The 21,848-nt window shown below is 66.4% G+C and carries 21 protein-coding genes; 15 read left to right on the top strand and 6 right to left on the bottom strand.

Going from position 1 to position 21,848, the window contains the following annotated elements:
- Positions 1 to 50 precede the first annotated feature (50 nt).
- Positions 51 to 785 (bottom strand): 3-oxoacyl-ACP reductase FabG, encoded by a 735-nt coding sequence (fabG, locus tag CQY20_RS04475; protein ID WP_163700429.1) that lies wholly within the window; start codon positions 783 to 785, stop codon positions 51 to 53.
- Positions 786 to 911: 126 nt separating this feature from the next.
- Here fabG and CQY20_RS04470 point away from each other — a divergent pair, with 126 nt between their 5' ends.
- Both CQY20_RS04470 and CQY20_RS04465 read left to right on the top strand, forming a co-directional pair.
- Positions 912 to 2,105 (top strand): acyl-CoA dehydrogenase family protein, encoded by a 1,194-nt coding sequence (locus CQY20_RS04470; RefSeq protein ID WP_097938458.1) that lies wholly within the window; start codon positions 912 to 914, stop codon positions 2,103 to 2,105.
- Positions 2,102 to 2,929 carry a mycofactocin-coupled SDR family oxidoreductase gene (locus tag CQY20_RS04465; protein WP_097938457.1) on the top strand — a complete coding sequence of 276 codons (828 nt, stop codon included), beginning with the start codon at positions 2,102 to 2,104 and terminating at the stop codon, positions 2,927 to 2,929. Before CQY20_RS04470 ends, CQY20_RS04465 begins: the two co-directional genes overlap by 4 nt.
- 18 nt (positions 2,930 to 2,947) lie before the next feature.
- On the opposite strand, the gene purU is transcribed toward CQY20_RS04465, so the two are convergent.
- Positions 2,948 to 3,871, bottom strand: coding sequence for a formyltetrahydrofolate deformylase (gene purU / locus CQY20_RS04460; RefSeq protein WP_097938456.1), 924 nt, complete (start codon positions 3,869 to 3,871; stop codon positions 2,948 to 2,950).
- A 475-nt stretch (positions 3,872 to 4,346) separates the two neighbouring features.
- On the opposite strand from purU, the gene CQY20_RS04455 reads away from it, so the two are divergent.
- The 3 genes from CQY20_RS04455 (at position 4,347) to CQY20_RS04445 (ending at position 9,105) form a co-directional block, all read left to right on the top strand.
- A complete protein-coding gene (locus CQY20_RS04455; RefSeq protein WP_097938455.1) occupies positions 4,347 to 5,096 on the top strand; it encodes a hypothetical protein in 750 nt (249 codons plus the stop codon).
- Entirely contained in the window at positions 5,093 to 7,237 is a 2,145-nt protein-coding gene (locus tag CQY20_RS04450) for an Rv1355c family protein (RefSeq protein ID WP_097938454.1), read from the top strand. Before CQY20_RS04455 ends, CQY20_RS04450 begins: the two co-directional genes overlap by 4 nt.
- 68 nt (positions 7,238 to 7,305) lie before the next feature.
- Positions 7,306 to 9,105: a putative bifunctional diguanylate cyclase/phosphodiesterase gene (locus tag CQY20_RS04445; RefSeq protein WP_272938794.1), complete on the top strand. Its 1,800-nt coding sequence runs from the start codon at positions 7,306 to 7,308 to the stop codon at positions 9,103 to 9,105.
- A 227-nt stretch (positions 9,106 to 9,332) separates the two neighbouring features.
- Here CQY20_RS04445 and CQY20_RS04440 read toward each other — a convergent pair whose 3' ends face one another.
- A complete protein-coding gene (locus CQY20_RS04440; protein ID WP_097938452.1) occupies positions 9,333 to 10,274 on the bottom strand; it encodes a hypothetical protein in 942 nt (313 codons plus the stop codon).
- Positions 10,275 to 10,520: 246 nt separating this feature from the next.
- On the opposite strand from CQY20_RS04440, the gene CQY20_RS04435 reads away from it, so the two are divergent.
- The gene (locus CQY20_RS04435; protein ID WP_097938451.1) at positions 10,521 to 11,753 is read left to right on the top strand and encodes an acyl-CoA dehydrogenase family protein; all 1,233 of its coding nucleotides are present in this window, start codon (positions 10,521 to 10,523) and stop codon (positions 11,751 to 11,753) included.
- Positions 11,754 to 12,875, top strand: a complete 1,122-nt coding sequence (locus CQY20_RS04430) for an acyl-CoA dehydrogenase family protein (protein ID WP_097938450.1) — start codon at positions 11,754 to 11,756, stop codon at positions 12,873 to 12,875. It abuts the gene before it with no gap.
- A gap of 2 nt (positions 12,876 to 12,877) precedes the next feature.
- Here CQY20_RS04430 and CQY20_RS04425 read toward each other — a convergent pair whose 3' ends face one another.
- Positions 12,878 to 13,342 carry a YbaK/EbsC family protein gene (locus CQY20_RS04425; protein ID WP_097938449.1) on the bottom strand — a complete coding sequence of 155 codons (465 nt, stop codon included), beginning with the start codon at positions 13,340 to 13,342 and terminating at the stop codon, positions 12,878 to 12,880.
- A 69-nt stretch (positions 13,343 to 13,411) separates the two neighbouring features.
- On the opposite strand from CQY20_RS04425, the gene CQY20_RS04420 reads away from it, so the two are divergent.
- The 7 genes from CQY20_RS04420 to CQY20_RS04390 all read left to right on the top strand — a co-directional run bounded on the left by CQY20_RS04420 (position 13,412) and on the right by CQY20_RS04390 (position 18,490).
- Positions 13,412 to 14,308 (top strand): DMT family transporter, encoded by an 897-nt coding sequence (locus CQY20_RS04420; RefSeq protein ID WP_163700432.1) that lies wholly within the window; start codon positions 13,412 to 13,414, stop codon positions 14,306 to 14,308.
- Positions 14,309 to 14,386: 78 nt separating this feature from the next.
- On the top strand, positions 14,387 to 15,322 hold the full coding sequence (locus tag CQY20_RS04415; RefSeq protein WP_207767245.1) for a thiamine pyrophosphate-dependent dehydrogenase E1 component subunit alpha: 936 nt from the start codon (positions 14,387 to 14,389) through the stop codon (positions 15,320 to 15,322).
- A gap of 2 nt (positions 15,323 to 15,324) precedes the next feature.
- Complete coding sequence (locus tag CQY20_RS04410) at positions 15,325 to 16,299, top strand: alpha-ketoacid dehydrogenase subunit beta (protein WP_097938565.1); 975 nt, start codon at positions 15,325 to 15,327, stop codon at positions 16,297 to 16,299.
- Positions 16,296 to 16,544, top strand: a complete 249-nt coding sequence (locus CQY20_RS04405; RefSeq protein WP_163700435.1) for a lipoyl domain-containing protein — start codon at positions 16,296 to 16,298, stop codon at positions 16,542 to 16,544. The genes CQY20_RS04410 and CQY20_RS04405 overlap by 4 nt, the downstream gene beginning before the upstream one ends.
- A 52-nt stretch (positions 16,545 to 16,596) precedes the next feature.
- A complete protein-coding gene (locus CQY20_RS04400) occupies positions 16,597 to 16,824 on the top strand; it encodes an acyl carrier protein (RefSeq protein WP_207767244.1) in 228 nt (75 codons plus the stop codon).
- Positions 16,821 to 17,762, top strand: coding sequence for a 3-oxoacyl-[acyl-carrier-protein] synthase III C-terminal domain-containing protein (locus CQY20_RS04395; RefSeq protein ID WP_097938446.1), 942 nt, complete (start codon positions 16,821 to 16,823; stop codon positions 17,760 to 17,762). The genes CQY20_RS04400 and CQY20_RS04395 overlap by 4 nt, the downstream gene beginning before the upstream one ends.
- A complete protein-coding gene (locus CQY20_RS04390; protein WP_234816094.1) occupies positions 17,759 to 18,490 on the top strand; it encodes an SDR family oxidoreductase in 732 nt (243 codons plus the stop codon). Before CQY20_RS04395 ends, CQY20_RS04390 begins: the two co-directional genes overlap by 4 nt.
- Here CQY20_RS04390 and CQY20_RS04385 read toward each other — a convergent pair.
- Both CQY20_RS04385 and CQY20_RS04380 read right to left on the bottom strand, forming a co-directional pair.
- Positions 18,485 to 19,558: a CapA family protein gene (locus CQY20_RS04385; protein WP_097938444.1), complete on the bottom strand. Its 1,074-nt coding sequence runs from the start codon at positions 19,556 to 19,558 to the stop codon at positions 18,485 to 18,487. The genes CQY20_RS04390 and CQY20_RS04385 overlap by 6 nt on opposite strands.
- A 195-nt stretch (positions 19,559 to 19,753) precedes the next feature.
- Positions 19,754 to 20,110: a response regulator transcription factor gene (locus CQY20_RS04380; RefSeq protein WP_097938443.1), complete on the bottom strand. Its 357-nt coding sequence runs from the start codon at positions 20,108 to 20,110 to the stop codon at positions 19,754 to 19,756.
- Positions 20,111 to 20,214: 104 nt separating this feature from the next.
- On the opposite strand from CQY20_RS04380, the gene CQY20_RS04375 reads away from it, so the two are divergent.
- Positions 20,215 to 21,726 (top strand): GAF domain-containing sensor histidine kinase, encoded by a 1,512-nt coding sequence (locus CQY20_RS04375; protein WP_097938442.1) that lies wholly within the window; start codon positions 20,215 to 20,217, stop codon positions 21,724 to 21,726.
- The last annotated feature ends 122 nt before the right edge of the window (positions 21,727 to 21,848 follow it).

Genomic DNA, 21,848 nt, shown 5'->3' with positions numbered 1-21,848 from the left:
AACACGCGCCATTTCGTTGGTCTCGGCGCGGCGCTTTCCCGGAAACCGGCTCATATGTACCTCCCACCGGTCACCTCGAGGACGGTTCCCGTCATGTACGACGACAGATCGCTGGCGAGGAACAGCGCGACCTTGGCGACCTCTTCGGGCTCACCCGCGCGGCCCATCGGCACCTCGGCCAGCTTCTGGTCCCAAATACGTTGCGGCATGGCCTCTGTCATCGCTGACCTGATCAGGCCCGGCTGAATCGCGTTGACCCGCACCCCGAGATGCGCGAGCTCCTTGGCGGCGGCCTTGGTCAGCCCGACGATGCCCGCCTTGGCGGCCGAGTAATTGGTCTGGCCGACGAGGCCGACCTTGCCCGAGATCGACGACATGTTCACGATCGCGCCGCGTTTGTTCTCGCGCATGATCGCCGCGGCCGCCTTGGTGCCGTTCCAGGTGCCCTTCAGGTGCACGGCGATGACCTCGTCGAACTGTTGCTCGGTCATCTTGCGAAGGGTCGCGTCACGGGTGATGCCCGCGTTGTTGACCATGATGTCGAGGCCGCCGAAATGCTCGACGGCCGCGGCGATCAGCGCGTCGATCTCATCGGCCTTGGTCACATCGCAGCGCACCGCCAATGCGTCCGACCCGAGCTGTTTGGCGGCCGCCTGGGTCGCGCCGAGGTCCAGATCGCCAATCACCACTCGTGCGCCTTCGGCGATGAAGCGTTCGGCGATTGCGTAACCCAAACCCTGCGCGCCGCCGGTGACGACCGCTGTCTGATCTGTCAGCAATGACAACTGATCACTCCGTCCGTCCGGTGTTGCGGTCGCGCCCGGGAGCACGACCCCAAATCAGGACCACATCATATTTCATATATGATTTCGCACGGCCACCGGGGCACCACATCGACAGGAGCACCTCAGATGACCACCGCCGAAGTCGGCGACGACGATTTCGCCGAGATCCTGGCCCAGACTCGTCAGTTCGTCCGCACCGCCGTCGTCCCGCGCGAACAAGAGATCCTCGCCGAGGACCGCGTTCCCGACGACCTTCGCGAACAAGCCGAGAAGATGGGCCTGTTCGGATACGCCATCCCCCAGCAGTGGGGCGGGCTCGGCCTGAACCTCGCGCAAGACGTCGAGCTGGCCATGGAACTCGGGTACACCTCGCTGGCGCTGCGGTCGCTGTTCGGCACCAACAACGGCATCGCCGGCCAGGTGCTCGTCGGCTTCGGCACCGACGAACAGAAAGCCCAGTGGCTCGAGCGGATGGCCAGCGGCGAGGTGGTGGCCTCCTTCGCGCTCACCGAGCCCGGCGCCGGATCGAATCCATCGGGCCTGCGCACCAGAGCCGTTCGCGACGGCTCCGGCGACGATGCGGACTGGATCATCAACGGCGACAAGCGCTTCATCACCAACGCCCCGATCGCCGACCTGTTCATCGTCTTCGCACGCAGCCGCCCGGCCGACGACGCGGGGCCCGGCATCGCGGTCTTCCTGGTGCCGGCGGACACCGAGGGCGTTCGGGTCGGCGCCAAGGACGCGAAGATGGGTCAGGAAGGCGCATGGACGGCCGACGTCAGTTTCACCGACGTGCGCGTTCCGGCCGGCGCGTTGATCGGCGGCAGCGAGGACATCGGCTACCGGGCGGCGATGACGTCATTGGCCCGCGGCCGAGTGCACATCGCCGCACTCGCGGTGGGCATCGCCCAACGCGCGCTCGACGAATCTGTCGCCTACGCCGCCAGTGCCACGCAGGGCGGCACGCCGATCGGCAAATTCCAACTCGTTCAGGCGATGCTTGCCGATCAACAGACCGGTGTGCTCGCGGGCCGCGCCCTGGTCCGCGACACCGCAGCACGCTGGCTGTCCGGGGAAGACCGCAGAATCGCGCCGTCGGCGGCCAAGCTGTTCTGCACCGAAATGGCGGCCAAAGTCGCCGATCTCGCGGTCCAGATCCACGGCGGCACCGGCTACATGCGCGAGGTGCCGGTGGAGCGCATCTACCGCGACGTGCGCCTCCTGCGACTGTACGAAGGCACCAGTGAAATCCAGCGGCTGATCATCGGCGGCAACCTCGTCAAAGGGGCACAGCCAGGCAAAGGGGCACAGGCATGAGCGAAAGGCTCTCCGACAGAGTCGCTTTCATCACCGGAGCGGCCAGGGGCCAGGGCCGGGCGCACGCCGTCCGGATGGCCAACGAGGGCGCAGACATCATGGCGATCGACCTCGCCGACACGTTGCCGCCGTGCGCCCCGTATCCAAGCGCGACGCCGGAAGACCTCGCTGAAACCGTTCGGATGGTGGAAGCAACCGGTCGGCGGATCATCGCCTCCGCTGTCGACACCAGAGACCTCGACGGGCTGCGCAAGGCGGTCGACGACGGGGTTGCGGAGCTGGGACGCCTCGACATCATCGTCGCCAACGCGGGGATCACGGCCCCCGCGGCGTGGAACGAGATAACGCCGCAAGACTTCCGCGACGTGATCGACATCAACGTCATCGGCACGTGGAACACCGTGATGGCAGGCGCGCAGAAGATCATCGACGGCGGCCGCGGAGGGTCGATCATCCTGATCGGCTCGGCGGCGGGAATCAAGTTGCAGCCGTTCATGATTCACTACACCGCGAGCAAGCATGCGGTGACTGGAATGGCGCGGGCCTTCGCCGCCGAACTGGGTAAGCACGCCATCCGCGTCAACAGTGTGCACCCTGGGCCTGTCGTCACCGAAATGGGGTCGGAGCAAATGGTGGCCGCGATCGCCAAGGCCGCCGAGTCCTACGGCAACCAGAACCTGATGAACATGCTCACCCCGTTTCTCCCGAGCTGGGTGGCGAACCCCGAAGACATTGCCGACGCGGTGTGCTGGCTGGCCAGCGACGAATCGCGGTTGGTCACCGCGCAGGCGATATCGGTGGACCAGGGCTCCAGCCAGTACTGAAGCCCCATAAAGCACCAACTAAAACACCACGGTCTGATTGCCGTACCGAATGATTCGGTCCTGGCAGTGCCACAGCACCGCGCGCGACAACACCACTCGCTCGACGTCGGCGCCGAGCCGAGTGAGGTCCTCGACGGTGTGCCGATGATCGACGCGAACGACGTCTTGCTCGATGATCGGCCCGTCGTCGAGTTCTTCGGTGACGTAGTGTGCCGTCGCGCCGACGAGTTTGACCCCGCGTTCCTTGGCACGCCGGTACGGCGCCGCGCCGATGAAGGCGGGCAGGAACGAATGATGGATGTTGATCAACGGTGCGCCGACGTTCACCAGGAAGTCCGGGGTGAGGACTTGCATGTAGCGGGCCAGCACGACCAGATCGACGTTGCCGCGCAGCAGTTCGAGTTGGCGACGTTCGGCTTCTGCCCTGGTTTCTTTCGTCGCGGGGACATGTATGAATGGCACACCGAACGGGCGTACTTGGTCGGCGAGGTCGGCGTGATTGGAAATCACCATGGACACCGTCATGTCCAGCTCGCCGCGACGGTTGCGCCACAGCAGGTCCAGCAGGCAGTGGTCCTCCTTGGAGGCCATGATCGCAACGCGTTTGGGCTTGGCCGCTTCGCTGAGCCGAAAGTCCATGTCAAAGCGGCTAGCGACCTGCTCGGCGAAATCGCGTTCGAGTGCGTCGCGGGCGGCGGGAAGGCCGGGCAGGTGAAAGATCGTGCGCTGCATGAAGGTGCCGCCTGACGGTTCGGTGGCGTGTTGATCCAGCGAAACGATGTTCGCTCCGGCCGCGGCCAGGAAACCGCTGACCGCTGCAACCAGCCCCGGGCGGTCCGCACATCGCAGCAGCAGCCGCCCGACATCCTTGGTCGGCAAAGGCCCGCGGCTCGGTGCTGGATATCCGTCGGCGTCGGCGCCGACATCCGTTCGGGTGGCCATCGCTCAACCTTCCCTGATCGGCCCGCTAACTTCCCGTAATCAGGGTCTCATTCCAGCGAACAGGGGGCGACGGACTAAGCTGGAAAGGTCGAAACCTTGCTAGACCGGCTGCGTCGCGCCCTCCGCCTCGCTGTCGAGCACGCTGGCTACAAGATCGAGCGCACTTTACGGCAACGTTAATTTCTGGTGTCAGTTTTATAACTTTGTTCGCCAAATTGGCGGATAACATGCGCTCATCTGCGGTTATTGACGCATGCGACGATTGCTGAGCAATTCAGATGTGGGAATTCCGCAAACAAGCGGGTTCGACAATCAAATATTGCCCGGACAAGATCGCCCCGCTAGCTGGAATAACGGAGTCTTGACGAGCAATACTCAAAGTCTGGGTATTCATATAGACCGCATGTGAATACGCCGCTGGCAACCGCGACTTTGCCGCGATTCCGGTCGCCGTTGCCCTAACGATGGGACAAAAATGAAAGTTCCTGCGCTGAGCACCCACCGTCCGGATTACAGCGTCCCACTCGACGAGGGCATCAGTTGGTTCGATTCCGACACTGGTTGCACCATCGTGGTTTCCACGCCGGCCGCTGATCCGGGGCTGTGGGAAGACTTTGTCGATGGCGCGGTCCGGACCTACCACAAGCATGGGATCGAACGCGCCCTCGACATGGACTCACTGCTGGACGAGGCCAACACGCAGCTGTTCCATGTCGCGGTGAACGACCGCGGAAAGGTGCTGGGCGGCATCCGCGCCAAGGGCCCGTTGGAGTCGGCCGAGGAGTCGCATGCGATTGAAGAATGGGCCGATCAGCCCGGCCTGAGCGCGGTGCGCAAGATGCTGACCGACCGCCTGCCCTTCGGCGTCGTGGAGATGAAGACCGCGTGGATGTCCGACGACGCGGGACGGAGCCGATCGCTCAGCGACACCCTGGCCCGTACGCCGTTCCCGACGATGGCGCTGCTGGATGCCCAGTTCGTGGTGGCCACGGCGGGAGCGCACGTGCTCAACCGCTGGCGCAACTCCGGCGGGGTGGTCGCGACGAAGATTCCCGCCACGCCGTACCCCGACGAGCGCTATCGTACGAAGATGATTTGGTGGGACCGCGGCACCTTCACCAATCATGCTGACGCCAAGCAGGTTTCAAAGATCTTCAACGAGATGGCAATCCTGTCGCGCCAGCTCGACCACGTCGATGCCAGAGCACTCGGAAGCGGCCTGTGACGCCAGCTGGAGCAGATCAGCACAGCCCGACGATCCTGCTTGAGACGCAACCGCACGACCAACGAGTGCTCGAGGAGCTGCGCGCCGACCCCACAATCGAATTCCTGGACAACTGGCCCGCGCAGCGCGCCGAACTGGCCGCCCTGCGCCCGGCTCCCCATCCCGACGTCATATCCGAACCCAGGCACTGGGCCTATTACCCGTGGCGCCGCGCCGCGGTGAGCATCCTCGGCCCCCGCGGATTCCGCGCGGTCCGGCTCGATCGCAACCGCAATCTGATCACCGCGGCCGAGCAGCAGCGACTTTCGCGCCTGCGCGTCGGCGTCATCGGGCTCAGCGTCGGCCACGCCATTGCGCACATCCTCGCGCAGGAGGGGTTGTGCGGCCGGCTGCGGCTGACCGATTTCGACGAACTCGAGTTGTCCAACCTGAACCGGGTCCCGGCCACCGTCTTCGACCTCGGCTTGAACAAGGCCACACTCGCCGCCCGCCGGATCGCCGAACTCGACCCGTACCTGCCCGTGGAAGTCCTCGACCGCGGAATCACCACCAACTCGGTCGACGGCTTCCTCGAAGGGCTCGACATCGTCGTCGAGGTGTGCGACTCGCTGGACGCCAAGGTGCTCATTCGGCAGGCTGCGCGGGCCCGCCGCATCCCGGTGCTGATGGCCACCGGCGACCGCGGCACGTTGGACGTCGAGCGCTTCGACCTCGAGCCGCACCGGCCGGTGCTGCACGGCCTGCTGGGCGACGTCGATTTCGCCGCGCTTTCGGGCCTGTCGAGCGAAGACAAGGTGCCCTACGCGCTCCGCATGATGGAAGGCGCGCACCTGTCGCCGCGGATGGCGGCTTCCCTGGTCGAGGTGGGTACCAGCCTGTCCACCTGGCCACAGCTCGTTCCCGATATCGCCCAGGGCGCAGCGCTGGTGGCCGAGGCCGTGCGAAGGATCGGCCTTGGCGAGGAACTCTCCTCGGGCAGGATCCGCGCCGACATCGCGCAGGACCTCGACGCGATCACCGAGCCCCCGGCGCACCGGCCGTCCTCCGAACGAGCACACCCTGAGCCGACCGAGCCGGGGCCACAAGACGCCGTCGGGCGAGTCATCACCGCGGCGGTTCGCGCTCCATCGGGCGGAAACATGCAACCCTGGCAGGTATCGCTGAGCGACCACGCGGTCACCATCGCGCTGGCGCCCGAATACACCTCGACGATGGATGTGAGCTACCGGGCCAGCGCCGTCGCGGTCGGCGCGGCCGCGTTCAACGCCCGGGTGGCCGCGGCCGCGGGCGGCATCCTCGGACCGCTGCGCTTCGAAGCCGGCGACGAGCGAACCCCGTTGCGCGCCGTGCTTCGGCTGGGCGACGTCACCGATGCCGAGCTGGCCCGGCTGTACGAGGCGATGCTCGCCAGGGAGACCAATCGCCATCGGGGCAAACGGGTTTCGCTTCCCGACGACCTTCCCGACGACGCGGTGGCGGCCCTGCATGCGGCCGCGCAACGGGAAGGTGCGTGCCTGCATCTGCTCACTGAACCAACGGTTGTCGCAGACGTGGCGAACATCCTCGCCGAAAGTGACCGCATCCGCTATCTCACACCGCATCTGCACGCCGAGATGATCTCTGAGGTCCGATGGCCCGGCGAACCGAACCAGGACGACGGCATCGACGTCAACAGCTTGGAGCTCAAACCCGCCGACCTGATGAAGCTCGACGTGCTCCGGCGCGGCGACGTGATGGCCCACCTCGCAGCGTGGGACGCGGGCACCGCGCTGGGTACCGACACCCGCGAGCGCGTCCAAGCGGGCGGCTGTGTCGCGGTCATCTCGGTACAGGGCCAGGCACTGACCGACTACGCGCGGGGCGGTTCGGCGGTCGAAGCCGTGTGGATCTTGGCACAGCAAGCGGGCCTGGCGGTCCAGCCGATCTCGCCGGTGTTCCTCTACGCCCACGATCGCGCCGACCTTGAAAAGCTCTCCGCCCCGTACGCGTCGGCTCTGCATGAGCTGCAGCAACGGTTCCGCAATCTCTTGGCCACGTCTGCCGGCGAGTCGCTGGCGCTGGTCCTGCGGTTCGCTTCGGCACCCGCCACGTCGGTGAGGAGTCGGCGTAGGCCAGCTCCTACCAGTACTCTCTTGGCATAACAGCACAACCCGGAGCAAACGTGGCTCGTACCTTGGACGAAGTCGTCACCGCCGTCGCGACGCAGCTGATGGCGGTGAACGCGGCGACCAATGCCGCGGTCAGTCAGCGTGTTTTGGCTGAGCTCGTCGGCCACTTCGGCGTCGACGTCAGCTTTCTGCGCCACAACGACCACAACATCCACGCAACCAAACTGATCGCCGAGTGGCCGGTCCGCACCGACATCCCCGACCCGGACCCGCTTGCGCTGGTCTACTTCGCCGACGCCGATCCGGTCTTCGCCGCCGCCGAGAACGCCAAAGAGATCCTGGTGTTCCGGCCCGAACCCGCCACCGACGACTACCAACGCAGGATCGAAGAAGCCCGCAACATCCCCGGGGTGACAATGGCGGTGGTCCCGATGCTGTCCGGCGACGTGACCACGGGATGCCTCGGTTTCGTGAAGTTCGGCGACAGGGAGTGGACGCCCGAAGAGCTCAACGCCCTCAAGGCCATCGCATCGCTGTTCGCGCAGTTGCAGGCGCGCATCGCGGCCGAGGACCAGTTGCGTTTCCTGGCCGAACACGACGACCTGACCGGGCTGAACAACCGTCGAGCGCTGATCGCGCACCTGGATCAGCGGCTGGCGCCCGGGCAGGCGGGCCCGGTGTCGGCCCTGTTCCTGGACCTCGACCGGCTCAAGGCGATCAACGACTACCTGGGCCATACCGCCGGCGACTGGTTCATCCGGGTCTTCGCCAAACGTCTCCGCGAGGGCGCCGAAGGGCCGAACCTGATCGCGCGCCTCGGCGGCGACGAGTTCGTCGTCGTGCCGGACTCGCCGATGACCGCCGACGAAGCCGAGGCGTTGGCCCATCGGCTGCAGATGATGCTGCGGGAGCGGGTGTCCATCGACGGCGAGATGCTGACCCGCACGGTCAGCATCGGCGTCGCATTGGGTGTTCCGGGCCGCGACACCACCTCGGACCTCCTGCGCCGCGCCGACCAGGCCCTCCTTGCCGCCAAGAGCGCAGGCGGGAACAAGATCGCGGTGTTCTCCGACGACATGTCGCTGAAGGGCGGGTTTCGCAACGACATCGAACTGCACCTGCAGAGCGCGATCGAGAACGGCGCCCTGGTCCTGCACTACCTGCCGGAAGTCGACATGCGTACCGGCGAGATCCTGGCGTTCGAGGCGCTGGTGCGGTGGCAGCACCCGACGCGGGGCCTGCTCTCCCCCAACGCCTTCATCGGCGTGGCCGAGTCGATCAACTTCGCCGGCGAGCTGGGCCGCTGGGTGATGCGCGCCGCCTGCGCCGAGTTCCGCACGTGGCGGTCCAAAGGCATCGGCGATGACGCGGTGCTGCGGCTCAACGTCTCACCGGTGCAGCTGGTGACCGAGGGCTTCGTCAAGACGGTCGCCGACACCATCGAGGAATTCGGGCTCGACCGCGGCTCGGTGTGCTTGGAGATCACCGAAAGTGTCGTCGTACAGGACATCGAAACCACCAGGATCACGCTGGCGGGGCTGAAGGAGGCCGGCGTCCAGATCGCCATCGACGACTTCGGCACCGGCTACAGCGTGCTGTCTCACCTCAAATCCCTGCCGGTGGACACCCTCAAGATCGACAAGAGCTTCGTCCGCGAGCTCGGCACAAATCAAGGCGATCTCGCCATCGTCCGCGCCGTCATCGCGCTGGCCGAGTCGTTCGGGCTGGAGCTGGTCGCCGAGGGCGTCGAGACGGAAGAGGCCGCGCTGACACTGCTGCGGCACGGGTGCTACCGGGCGCAGGGTTTCCTGCTGTCCCGGCCGGTGGCAGGCGACGCCATGGAGGCGTTGTTGGCCCAGCGGCGAATCCCGGTGCAGTTCTCTGCCGCGCCCGTGCGCTGACAATTGCCATTCCTGTCGGCCGCGCGGCCGGTTCAGGTAGGGACGAGGCAATTTCAGCAATTAGATATTTCGTTGCCGCCATCAACTCTCGAGGGTCAAATTGCACGACCAGCGCCGTAATTGAGCATGCAACAAATAGCCGATGCAATTCTGGCAACGAAATTGAACCGCTAGTAGTGCGAATTCCCGCGGTTTGCTCACCAATGCTGACCGAAGCTCACCGGTGCTCACCAATTTGGCGGCGCGGCTCCCCTGCCGAAACCCCACGTGGCCTGACCGAGGCGCGGCCGGTTGCGTTCGCCGGCGGAATGCCGACGGAACCCGGAAGCCAGCAGGGCTTCGGGGTCCGCGCCCTCGAACATGGCCTGGCACGGCTTGGTGAATTCGCACTCGACGCAGTGCTCACCCGGGCTCGGGTAGACGGCCGGTGATCGGGTCATCTCGATGGCCTCGACGGCGATCGCCCGGCCCGCTGCGGCGATCTCGGCGCGACTGCGGCGGATTCGGGTGCGACGAATCGGGCCCGCGGTGCGCTGCTCGATACGATCGCGGTCGTCTGGCCGCGCCGCAAGGGCCGAGATCCGGACATGCTGCGGGATGGACCGTCCGCCGCCGCTGGCGCTGTGCTGGGCGACCGACTCGGCCGCATCCGTCGCCGTGTCGTCCGCGGGCAGCGACCTGGTGTCGTCGACACGGATCTCGTTGTGGATCGTTCCTGCCATCTCCATGCCGATGTAGTCCTGCTGCCAGGCCCAGCAGGCCGCGAGCGCCTCCTCGTCGAGCAGTAACTCCGTCATCGGTCGCCAGTGCTCGGAGCGCAGTTCGTGGCGTACCACCCAATACTCGTCGCGTGCGTCCACGGCAAGCAGGTCGACGCGGCAGGCGTATACGACGCCAGACCCGTCCGGCGTCGTCAGTCCGCGTTCGGGCTCATCCGGATCACGCACCAGCGCCGACACGTCCTGCCCAATCTTCACCGGAGCGAAGTCGTCGACCGTGACCGCCCACGCGTCGTAGCACGTCAGGAACGAGGAGCAGCGCCCCAGTTCCCGCAGCGCGCCTGCGTCCGCCAGCGACCGGTACGCCGCCTTCTGCACCAGCGATTGTCTGAGGTCGCGCTGCCAGTCCCACGTTCCCGGGTAGTAGTAGACGGCGAGAGCGTCCGTCAAAGCCGTTGCGGTTGGGGAGAATACGGGCGGATCGACGAATTCGAGGTTTCGCCGGAGCGGGGACGCGAAATCCCACTGCCGGCGGCAGCGTTTGAACCGCCTCCGGTCCTGCGGGCCGATCCGATACTCCACGGCACTCCTTCGTCTGCTCAGGCTAGACCTCCGGCGGCCCCCACCGACAGCCCCGGCCCTACCTCAGTTGAGTAACTAGGTTTACTATGTGCCGTACCGAGCAAAGGGGAGTCCATGGACCTGCAGTGGTCGGAAGCCGACATCGCGTTCCGCGACGAGGTGCGCGCCTTTCTCGACGAGAAGCTGACACCGGAGCTGCGGGCGGCCGGTCGCCTGATGACGAGCGTGTACGCCGATCACGACGCCAGCATGCAGTGGCAACGGATCCTGCACGAACGCGGTTGGGCCGCGCCCGCATGGCCGGTCGAGTACGGCGGCTGCGACTGGAGCCTCACCCAGCATTACATCTTCAGCCGCGAGTCGACGCTGGCGGGCGCACCGTCCTTGTCTCCCATGGGGATTCGCATGGTCGCTCACGCGATCATTGCGTACGGCACGCAGGCGCAGAAGGACTACTTCCTGCCGCGGATCCTCACCGGCGAGGTGTTCTTCTGCCAGGGCTATTCCGAACCCGAAGCGGGCTCAGATCTGGCGTCGCTGTCCATGGCCGCAGTCGACGACGGCGATCACCTGGTCTGCACCGGCAGCAAGATCTGGACAACGCACGCGCGGGAAGCCAACTGGATGTTCGCGTTGGTGCGCACCTCACGGCAGGAGAAGAAGCAACAGGGCATCACGTTCCTGCTCATCGACATGGCCTCGCCGGGCATCCAGATCCGACCGCTGGTGATGACCTCCGGCGAGGAGGTCCAGAACCAGGTCTTCTTCGACGAGGTGCGGGTGCCGAAGACAAACGTCGTCGGCGAGATCGACGACGGCTGGACGGTCGCGAAATACCTGCTGGAGTTCGAGCGCGGCGGCGGCGCCTCGTCCCCGGCGCTGCAGGTGATGGCCGAAGAGATCGCCACGGTGGCCGCAGACATGCCGGGGCCCGAGGGCGGTCGGCTCGTCGACGATCCGGCGTTCGCCCGCAAGCTGGCCGACGCGCGGATCCGCACCGAAGTGCTCGAGATCCTGGAGTACAAGGTGTTGGCGGCGGTCTCGGCGGGAAAGAATCCCGGCGCGGCGTCGTCGATGCTCAAAGTCATCAGCACCGAACTGAGTCAAACGCTGACCGAGATGGCCCTCGAAGCGGCCGGCCCCCGCGGGCGCGCGTATCAGCCCCACGCCACCAGGCCGGGGGGTCCGGTCACCCAGTTCGAGCCGCCACCCGACGGTTACGTCAGCGGCGAGCCATGGCAGGCGGTTGCACCGGTGCGCTACTTCAATGACCGCGCCGGCTCAATCTATGCCGGCAGCAACGAAATTCAACGCAATATCCTCGCCAAAGCAGCATTGGGGCTGTAGATGGACTTCAACCTGACCAAGGAACAAGAGCTGCTGCGCGACGGGCTGACGAAGTTTCTTTCCACGCGCTATGACCTCGAAGAGAGCCGATCGGCCGCCAAGACCGGCGCGGGATGGCAGCCAGAGATCTGGCGTGCCTTCGCCGCCGAGCTCGGCATTATCGGCGCCACTCTTCCCGAGGATGTCGGCGGAATCGGCGGCGGCCCAGTCGAACTCATGATCATCACCGAGGCGCTCGGTCACGCCCTGGTGATCGAACCCTACATCGACACGGTGGTCGTCGCGGGTGGGTTGCTGCGCCGCGCGGGCGGTGCGAAGGCGACATCGCTGCTTGGCCAGATCGTCTCAGGTTCCGCGGTCGTCGCGCTCGCCGCTTCCGAGGCCGAGTTCGGCGACCGCTGGCGCGATGTCGCGACCACCGCCGAACGCGACAGCGACGGTTGGATTCTCCACGGCCGCAAGACCGTTGCGATGAGCGCTCCTTTGGCCACGCATCTGTTGCTGACCGCCAGCACCCCAGAAGGCCTGTCACTGTTCTTGATCAGTCTCGACACTGCAGTCAGCGGTCTCACGCTGAGGGGATACCGGACCATCGATGACCGCAGGGCCGCCGATCTGGAACTCGACGGTGTTCGATTGCCTGCCGACGCCCTGCTCGGCGAGGCGGGCAAGGCGTGGCCGTCGCTTGAGCAGGCCCGCGACGAGGGGGCGGCCGCGGTGTGCTCAGAGGCGGTCGGATGCATGCGAAAAGTTCTGGCGGACACGGTCGAATACTCCAAGCAGCGCCAGCAGTTCGGAGTGCCGATCAGCAGTTTCCAAGTCCTTGCCCACCGCATGGTCGACATGTACATCGAACTCGAGCAGGCAGCCGCGGCCGTATTGCTGGCCGTGCTCCATCTCGAGGATGAGCCCGCGGTGCGCGCCAAATCGGTGTCGGCCGCCAAGGCGACCGTCGGCAGAGCGGCCCGTTTCATCGGTCAGCAGGCCGTCCAACTGCACGGCGGCATGGGCATGACCGAGGAACTGGCGATCGGCCACTACTTCAAGAGGCTGACCGCGATGCAGTACGAGTTCGGCACCACCGACCACCACGTCATGCGGTATGCCGAGCTGACGCGATAGCGTCAGCGGACCTGCACGGCAACACCTTCGGTGACTTTCAGCAGCTGTTCGTAGGACAGCGGCATCACCGAGTCCGGGGTGCCCGCCGCGGTCCACACCACCGGATAGCGGGCGAGCGTCTCGTCGACGACGGTGCGCAGCTTGCGGGGGTGGCCCGTCGGCGCCACTCCCCCGATGCTTTGACCGGTCGCGCTGCGCACCATCTGCGGGCTCGCCTTTGTCACCGAGCCAGCGCCGAGAACGCGCGCCAACAGGTCGGTATCGACTCGGCCCGCACCGCTCGCCATCACGAGCAGCGGGCTGCCATCGCACTCGAACACCAAGCTGTTGGCGATCGCGCCGACCTCACAGCCCAACTGTTCGGCGGCCGCGGCAGCCGTCTTCGCGTCCGCGCCGAGGATTTTGATGTCCGGCTCGATACCGATCGCGGCCAACGCGGCCGCCACCGTGGCGTTGCGGGGCTTCACGCCGACGATTGTGCCGCCTGGCTCGCACCGGCTGCGGTGGCGCCCCACAGGACCCCGTATCTTTGTCTGGTGAGTTCGCGCGGATGGTTGTTGTTCGCTGCGATGAGCATCATCTGGGGCATTCCATACCTGCTGATCAAGGTGGCCGTCGACGGTGTCTCCGTGCCGGTGCTGGTGTTCGCCAGGACGGCGGTGGGTGCGGCGGTTCTGCTTCCGCTCGCGGTGTCGCGCACGTTGCCGACGATGATCCGCCAGCACTGGAAAGCGCTGCTCGGCTTCGCGTTCTTCGAGATCATCGCGGCGTGGTTTCTGCTGTCGGATGCCGAGCGGCACCTGACGAGTTCCATGACGGGTCTGCTGATCGCCGCGTCGCCGATCATCGCCGCGATCCTCGACCGGTTCACCGGCGGCGAGAAACGGCTGGGGTTTCGACGCATCGCGGGCCTGGCCGTCGGGTTCGCCGGGGTTGCCGTGCTCGCCGGTCCGCACCTGGCCGTCGGCAGCGCCTGGCCGGTCATCGAGGTGCTGATGGTGGCCACCTGCTACGCGATCGCCCCGCTGATCGCCGCCCGCCACCTGTCTAATGTGCCCTCGCTGCCGATGGCAGCAACGTGTCTGGGCTTCGCGGCCCTGGTGTACGCGACGCCCGCTGCAGCGAGTTGGCCGACCGAGATGCCCTCTGCCCGAGTGCTCGTCGCGCTCGCCGCGCTCGCGGTGATCTGCACCTCCCTGGCCTTCATTCTGTTCTTCGCCCTGATCCGCGAGGTCGGTGCGGCGCGGGCTCTGGTGTTCACCTACGTCAACCCCGCCGTTGCGCTGCTGGCGGGGGTGATCGTGCTCGGCGAGCCGCTCACCGTGTGGAACACCGCTGCGCTGGCGCTGATCCTCACCGGATCTGTCCTCGCGACCTCTCGTCCTGCCCCACGGGAGGCTCCCGAACAATCTGAGGAACCCATCTGCCGATAGAAACGCCGCAAAGCAGTTAGCTTAGTTAGGTGGATATCACCGGTACCGGGCCGCTCGAACGACACGAGGCTTGGCACAATGGCTGAGCCGACGCGGCCGTCGGCCGGTATGCACCAGCTTGATGTGATGGCCTCCATCGACGCCGAAACACGCCGAACAATGTTGCGATACATGCTGGTCGCCAGGGCAATCGACGACGAGGCGAGCCTGCTGCAGAACCAGGGTGCGCTCGACTTGTGGCTGCCATGCCGAGGCCAGGAAGCCGCACAGGTCGGCTCGGCGACGGCGATCGGCGATGAGGCTGTCATCTTCCCCAGCTACCGGGAGCACGCCGTTGCTGTGCAACGCGGCATCGACGGCGTCTCGTTGGTGGCGCAGTGGGCAGGCCGCACGTTCTGCGGGTGGGATCCGCACCGGCACCGGTTCTTTCCCTACACGCTGGTGCTGGCGACCCAGGCCCTGCACGGGGTGGGGTATGCGATCGGCCGGCGGCTGCAGAACATGCCCGAGACCGTGGTCATCTACATCGGCGACGGCGCCACCAGTGAAGGCGACATGTCCGAGGCGATGAACCTGGCCGCCGTCGAATCCGCTGCGGTGCTGTTCATCTGCCAGAACAACGGGTGGGCGATCTCCAAGCCCAGCCGCGAACAGATGGCGACCTCGATCGCCGACCGTGCCAACGGTTTCGGGCTTCGATCGTGGTCCATTGCCGCCGACGATCCCGACGACACCTACCTCGCCTGCCTGACCGCACGACGATACGTCGAAGCCGAGCAGGCGCCCGCGCTGATCGAGTTGCGCGCCACCCGCGTCCGCGGCCACACCACGTCCGACCCACACCGCACCTATCGCGATCCGAACGAGTTGGCCGTTGCCGAGACTAACGATCCCGTCGCGGCCTACCGCGAAAAGCTCTACGCCGCCGGAGTTGTCGACGATCAGTGGCTCGCCACCGTCGAAGCGCAGGCCGGGGCGGCGCGCCGCGCGCTCTTGGAGGCGTTCGCGACGTGACCATGACAAGACCGCTGTCCCTGGCGGAGTCGCTGAACGGGGCTCTCGCGGACCTGATGGAAGACGATCCGTCCGTGGTGTTGATCGGCCAGGACATCGGCCGCCTCGGCGGCGTGTTCCGGGTGACCAAGGGTTTGCAGAACCGCTTCGGCGCGGGCCGGGTTCGCGATGCGATCCTGGCCGAGTCGGCCATCGTCGGTCAGGCGATCGGAATGGCGTTGAGCGGGCTGAAACCCGTGTGCGAGATCCAGTTCGACGGCTTCGTCTATCTCGCCATGAACCAAATCGTCACCCAGGCCGCCCGGATGACGACTCGCTGGAACGACCAGATCGCGCTGAACCTCGTCGTCCGGGTTCCGGTCGGCGGCGGCATCCGCGCCGTCGAGCACCACAGTGAATCCAACGAGGCGTTGTTTGCGCACATACCGGGACTGCACGTCGCTTATCCGTCGTGCCCCGCCGACGCCGCGGCGATGCTGAAGTACTCGTGCGGCCTCGGATCGCCGGTGATCTTCTTCGAACCGAAGCGGTTGTACTTCAACCGCAAACAGCAACCTCGCCTCGGGACGGAGTCGGATTCACCGGCCGGCGCACGGATCGTGCGGCGCGGATCCGACATCACGGTGGTCGGGTTCGGCGCGCTTCTCGAAGAAGTGCTCATGGCCGCCGACCGGCTCGCCGACAGGGTCGACGCCGAGGTCATCGATCTGCGCTGGATCGCTCCGATGGACACCGACACGGTGCTGGAATCGGTGACAAGGACCGGTCGCCTTCTCGTGGTGCACGAAGCGGTCAAGTTCGGCGGAATCGGCGCCGAAGTCGTTGCCACCGTGGCCGAGCGCGGCGGTCATCGTCTGAAGGCGGCGCCGCGGCGCCTGGCGCCGCCGCGGCAGGTTTATCCCCCTGCCGACTACGAAAACGATTACCTGATCGATGTTTCCGACATCGTCAGCGCGATCGAGGAGATGTGCGGTTGAGCGATTGCATCGACATCCGCGTACCGGAGTTCGGCCACGGACTGACCGACGCGCTCGTCGTCGAGTGGCTGGTATCCGAAGGCGACGTCGTCGAACGCGGCGACGTCGTCGCGGTACTGGAGACCGACAAGAGCAGTGTCGACCTACTCGCCGAAAAGCCCGGCACCATAGCGGAGATCGTCGTACCCGCGCGGTCGATCACCACGTCAGGTTCGGTTCTGTACAAGCTCGACGAGCGACCATGAGAAACACGAAGAAGGTGAAAGGCGCGATGCGATGCCGCCCGTAGAAGATCGAATGAACTCAGTGATGCTGTCGATTATCCGGCGGCGGGTGCCGTCGGCCGAGGTCTCCGATTTCGACAAGCCGGTCTACGACCTCGACATGGATTCCCTCGATGTCGTCGACCTCAGCCAGGCGCTCGAGAAGGAGTTCGGCGTGCAGGCTGACTTGGAACGCGTCGCGGACTGCTTGACGCCGTTGGAGATCGGGAGCTACTTCAAAGAACTGATCGGCTCGGCATGACCGCAGGCATCGTCGACATCGTCATCGACACACCGGGAGAGCGCGTCGCCAACGACTACTTCGACTCGATCGGCCTGACCGACGAGTGGATCCGGCGGCGCACCGGGGTGGCTGCGCGATGGTGGATGGATCCCGAAGTGCCGCTGGAAGATGTGGCCGCACGGGTGTGTGCACCGCTGGTGGCCCGGCACGGCGAGCGCGTCGACATCGCGGCGCTGGTCGTGGTCAGCAGTTCGACAGGCGGGAAGGTTCCCGGCATCGCACAGCGCGTCGCCAAATCCGCGGGACTGCCCACCGAGGTGTTGGCGTTCGACATGAACGCCGCTTGCAGCGGATTCGTCTACGGCCTGATCACCGGGCTGTCGCTGTGCAGGCCGGCGGGCGCCGTCATCGTCTGCGCTGTCGAGGCGATGTCGCGGCTGATCCACAAGAACGACCGCAACACAGGATGTCTGTTCGGCGACGGCACCGGCGCGGTGTTGCTCGAGGATCGGCCGGAGTTCCGCGAATCCAGTTGGCACGCAGGCTGTGACGGCGACCGCGCAGACATCATGCGCGGCGAGATCGGCGGCGGCATTCAACTGGACGGAATGCAGGTCTACGACCGCGCGGTGCGAACCATGTCCGACACCGTCAAACGCCTGCACGCCGACGGCATCAAGTCAGACGTCATCATCGGCCACCAGGCCAACACGCGGATCCTGCAGAAGATCCGGGAAGAAGCAGACATCGGTGACGCGGTGTTCGTCGACTGCGTCGAGCAGTTCGGCAACACGTCGGCCGCCTCGATCCCCCTCGCCCTCGGCACCTGCGTCGCCGAGCAGTCCATCCCCAAGGCGGGCAGGATGACGCTGGTGGCCTACGGAGCCGGAGAGGCATGGGGCGGCGTGACACTGGACTACGACCTCACCGACGCCACCTCACCGCGCCCGGCGTGACCCGGCAGGTCATCCTGGTGACAGGGGCCTCGCGCGGCGCCGGGGCCGCGATCGCCGCGGGCCTGGCCGGCCCTGACCGCCACGTCGTCGTCAACTACCGGGAAAAGGCAAAGCGTGCAGACGATGTGGTGGCGACCATACGTGCGGCGGGCGGCGCAGCCAGCGCGATGCAGGCCGATCTGACCGACGAGGCGGCGGTCGCGGCGATGCTCGACGACGTCCGCGATTGGTTCGGTCAACTGGATGTGTTGATACTCAACGCATCCGGTGGACTGGAGCGCGGAGCGGACGAAGGCTATCCGATGCGGCTCAACCGCGACGCGCAGATTCACCTGGCGCGCGCGGCCATTCCGTTGATGGGCGCGGGTGGCCGCATCGTGTTCGTCACCAGCCATCTGGCGCATTTCTATGGGCGTCGGCCGGTGCCCCCCGACTACGTGCCCGTCGCCGAGAGCAAGCAGGCCGGCGAGTTGGCGCTTCGCGGCATGTCAGACGAGTTCGAGGCGGCAGGCATCACCTTCATCGTGGTGTCCGGCGACATGATCGAAGACAGCATCATGGTGCGGTTGTTCGACCGGCGTGATCCGCAGGCGGTGTCGGCGCGTCGAGATGCGAGCGGGGGCCTGCCGACCGCGGAGCAGTTCGCGCGCGCGATCGTCGAAAGCGTTGACGAACCTCACCGCACCGGTGACACGGTCTACGTCGGCGGGCCGGACTATTTCTCATAGCACCAGCGCCTCGTCCTCATAGCGGACTCGCGTGCCGAACGGCGCGCTGGCCTCTTCGAGGGTGGCGCGCAGCCACTCGGTGTCCTCGCGGTCGGCGCGCTCGAGGCACATACGGCGCGCCCGCATCGGCACCATCCGCAGCTGCTGCAGTTGGCCGCCGTCGAACGTCGCGAAGTAGAGCAGCCGCAGTTCGTCGCGGAAGTTGCGGTAGGGTTCGATGCCCTCGTAGTCGTTGATCAGATCGCCGCAGCCGTAGAGGATCAGCCGGTTGCGGTAGACCTCGATCGGGCGGGGATGGTGCGACGAGTGGCCGTAGACAACGTCGACACCGGCGTCGATCAGCCGGTGGGCGAACCGAACCGCGGCGTTGTCGATCTCGTAGCCCCAGTTCGACCCCCAGTGCAGGGAGACCACCATGACCTCATCGGCGCCTCTGGCCGCCAGTGCGTCTGCGGCGAGTTCCTCGCATCGCGCATCGGACAGCGAGTCGAGGTATGCCACGCCGGGTCGATCGTCGGTCGCCGCCCAAGACGGCGGCACACCACTGGATCTCGACCCGGCAGCGACCACAACCACACCGCCTGGCAGTATCGCGGCACGGTGCGCCACGGCCTTCGAGTGCCCGGCGCCGACGTGGGTCAGCCCCGAATCATCCAGCGCCTGTAGGGTTTCGGCCAAACCGCTCACGCCGAAGTCCAGCACGTGGTTGTTGGCGAGCACGCACACATCGGGCCCGGCGACCGTCAGGCATCCGATGTTGGCCGGGTTCATCCGGTAGTGCACCGCCTTGCCCGGGGCGAAGTCGCTCGAAGTGGTGATCGCCGTTTCCAGATTGATCAGGCGCGCGTCGGGGGCGGTCTCGTCCAGCACGGACAACGCGTCGCCCCACGGCCATTCGAACGGCACCGGATGGGGGATCGTCCCGTTGACACGCTCGGCAAGCCTGACATAGGTGCGCGCGTCGGTGACCACGCTTTCGCGCAGAGCGGGATCACCGGGATACGACAGGATCTGGTCGATCCCGCGGCCGGTCATCACATCACCGCACAGGAAGAGCGTCGTCGTCATGCCCGCCTCCCATCACGCCGCGAATCGCTTGTGCCTTCCCGCTAACCGGAAGCCTGCACTTTCCAGCTAACCGGAAGAAACAAGTGGCGCCAACCTTGACGACGTCGGACCTGTGGTCGGCGGGGCACATTTGGACGCAACACGGACCACCGCACCGACCGCCGCCAGGTAACCCAGATAGTGCCCTGGCGGCGGCTATCGGCGTGCGGCGATCCGGCGGATCGACTCACCCGACAGCGCGAACTTCGGCAGGAACCCCAGCGCGGGACTTTCGGCGATCAGGTCGGCGAAGTCCTGCTCGGAATGGGTCGAGATGAGGATGACCGACGGCTCCGGCGGACCCGCTTTGTGCAGCGCCTCGGCCACGTCGAAGCCGTTCTCGGGGCCGAGGTCGATGTCGACAAGCACGACGTCCGGGTGCAGCTGCTCATAGCAGCTCAGCGCTTCGGCCGCGGTGGCCGCAACGCCGACGACGCTGACGCCGGCTCGCTGGAGCATCTGGCTGGCCGCGTTGCGGAAGGCGGCGCTGTCGTCCACGATCAAACAGCGCACGTAACCACCCCCTCACGGCACATACTTCGAGGGTGTCAGATGCAGCGAGGGATGGCATTACCGCTAACGGGAAGAGTGCACCGGGTCCGTCGCTGCGCGCCCGGATGCTGGCGTTGCTGCTGCGGCCCACCGCGCCGCCGGCGAAATGGGGGGTGGCCACGGCCGCGGCGCTGATCGGCGCGGAGGTGCTGATCGTGCACCTGCTCAAGCGGGTGGCCCCCGACAACGCCTTCGGCGCGGTGTTCCTGCTCGGGGTGCTGGTGGTGTCGGCGGGCTGGGGCTTCGCCCTGGCGTTGGCGATGTCGGTCGCGAGCACGCTGGCCTACGTCTGGTTTCACGTCTCCGAGGGCAGCGGCAGCCTGGCCCCGGCGGTGGCCGTGTTCTCGACGCTGGCGCTGTTGACAAACGTCCTCGTCGGGCAGGCGCGGCTGCGCGCCGCCGAAGCCAACGAACGACGGCGGCAGGCCGATTCGCTCGCCCGGCAGCAGGCCGCGTTGCGGCGGGTGGCCACCCTGGTCGCGCGACAGGCCGCACCCGCAGACATCTATCCCGTTGCGGTCACCGAGCTGGCGCGCGGCCTCGGGGTCGAACACGTCACGATGCTGCGGTACGAAACCGGCGACGAATTCGTCATCGTCGCATCCACCGATGTCAATCCGGACCGAAAACTTGCTGTCGGAGAACGTCTTTCGCTTTCCGGTGACAGCGTCGCCGCGAAGGTGTTCCGAACCGGTGAACCCGCCCGCATCACCGACTATCGCGACGCAGCAGGCACCACGGCGGCAAAGTTGCGGTCCCTCGGGCTGCGCTCGGCGGCGGGCGCGCCGATCTCGGTCGCCGACCGGACATGGGGCGCACTGGTGGTCGGCTCCGCGTCGCCGGAACCGCTGCCACCCGAAACCGAATCGCACATCTGCGATTTCGCCGACCTGGTCGCCACCGCGATCTTCAACGCCGAAACCGGCGCCGAGTTGAAGGCGTCGCGCGCCCGCATCGTCGCCGCCGCGGACCAGGCCCGCCGTCGATTCGAGCGCGATCTGCACGACGGCGCGCAACAGCGGATCGTCACGCTCGGTCTCGAACTGCGCGCCATCGAGGCGTCGGCACCCGAGGACGACGCGCTGCACTCGCAACTCAACGAGGTGATCGACGGTTTGTCCGGCCTCTACGCCGACCTGCAGGAGTTGAGCCGGGGTATCCATCCGGCCATCCTGTCGCGGGGAGGACTGGGCCCGGCCATCAAGACGCTCGCCCGCCGCTCCCCCGTACCCGTGCAGCTCGACGTGAGCGTGGACGACGAGCTACCCGACTCGGTGGAAGTGGCCGCCTACTACGTGGTCGCCGAGGCGTTGACGAACACCGCGAAGTACGCCGACGCGACCGATGTGTCGGTGAGAGCCTCCACCCGCGACGGCACACTGCACCTGTCGATCACCGACGACGGGATCGGCGGCGCACACCCCGGCGGAGGCTCCGGTCTCGTCGGGCTCAAGGACAGAATCGAGGCGCTCTCGGGCGAACTGCACATATCCAGCCAGCCCGGCGCCGGCACCACGATAACCGCGACGGTGCCGGTCGAGGCCGATGGATCCGACCGACGTTCGAGTAGCCAGTAGTACCTGCTAGCGGTAACTGCGGGTTCACGGGCACCGTGACCGCTTGATTGTGGTCAGCGTCGATGACCCGGCACTCAGCGACCGCGAAGGTGATTACCAGCGCTGTGGCGGCAACCGCCTCT

This window comes from Mycolicibacterium agri, assembly GCF_002553505.1.
In the GTDB taxonomy this organism is placed as follows: domain Bacteria; phylum Actinomycetota; class Actinomycetes; order Mycobacteriales; family Mycobacteriaceae; genus Mycobacterium; species Mycobacterium agri.
The sequence above is the reverse complement of the archived record's forward strand: the minus strand, read 5'-3'. Positions and strand labels throughout refer to the sequence as shown.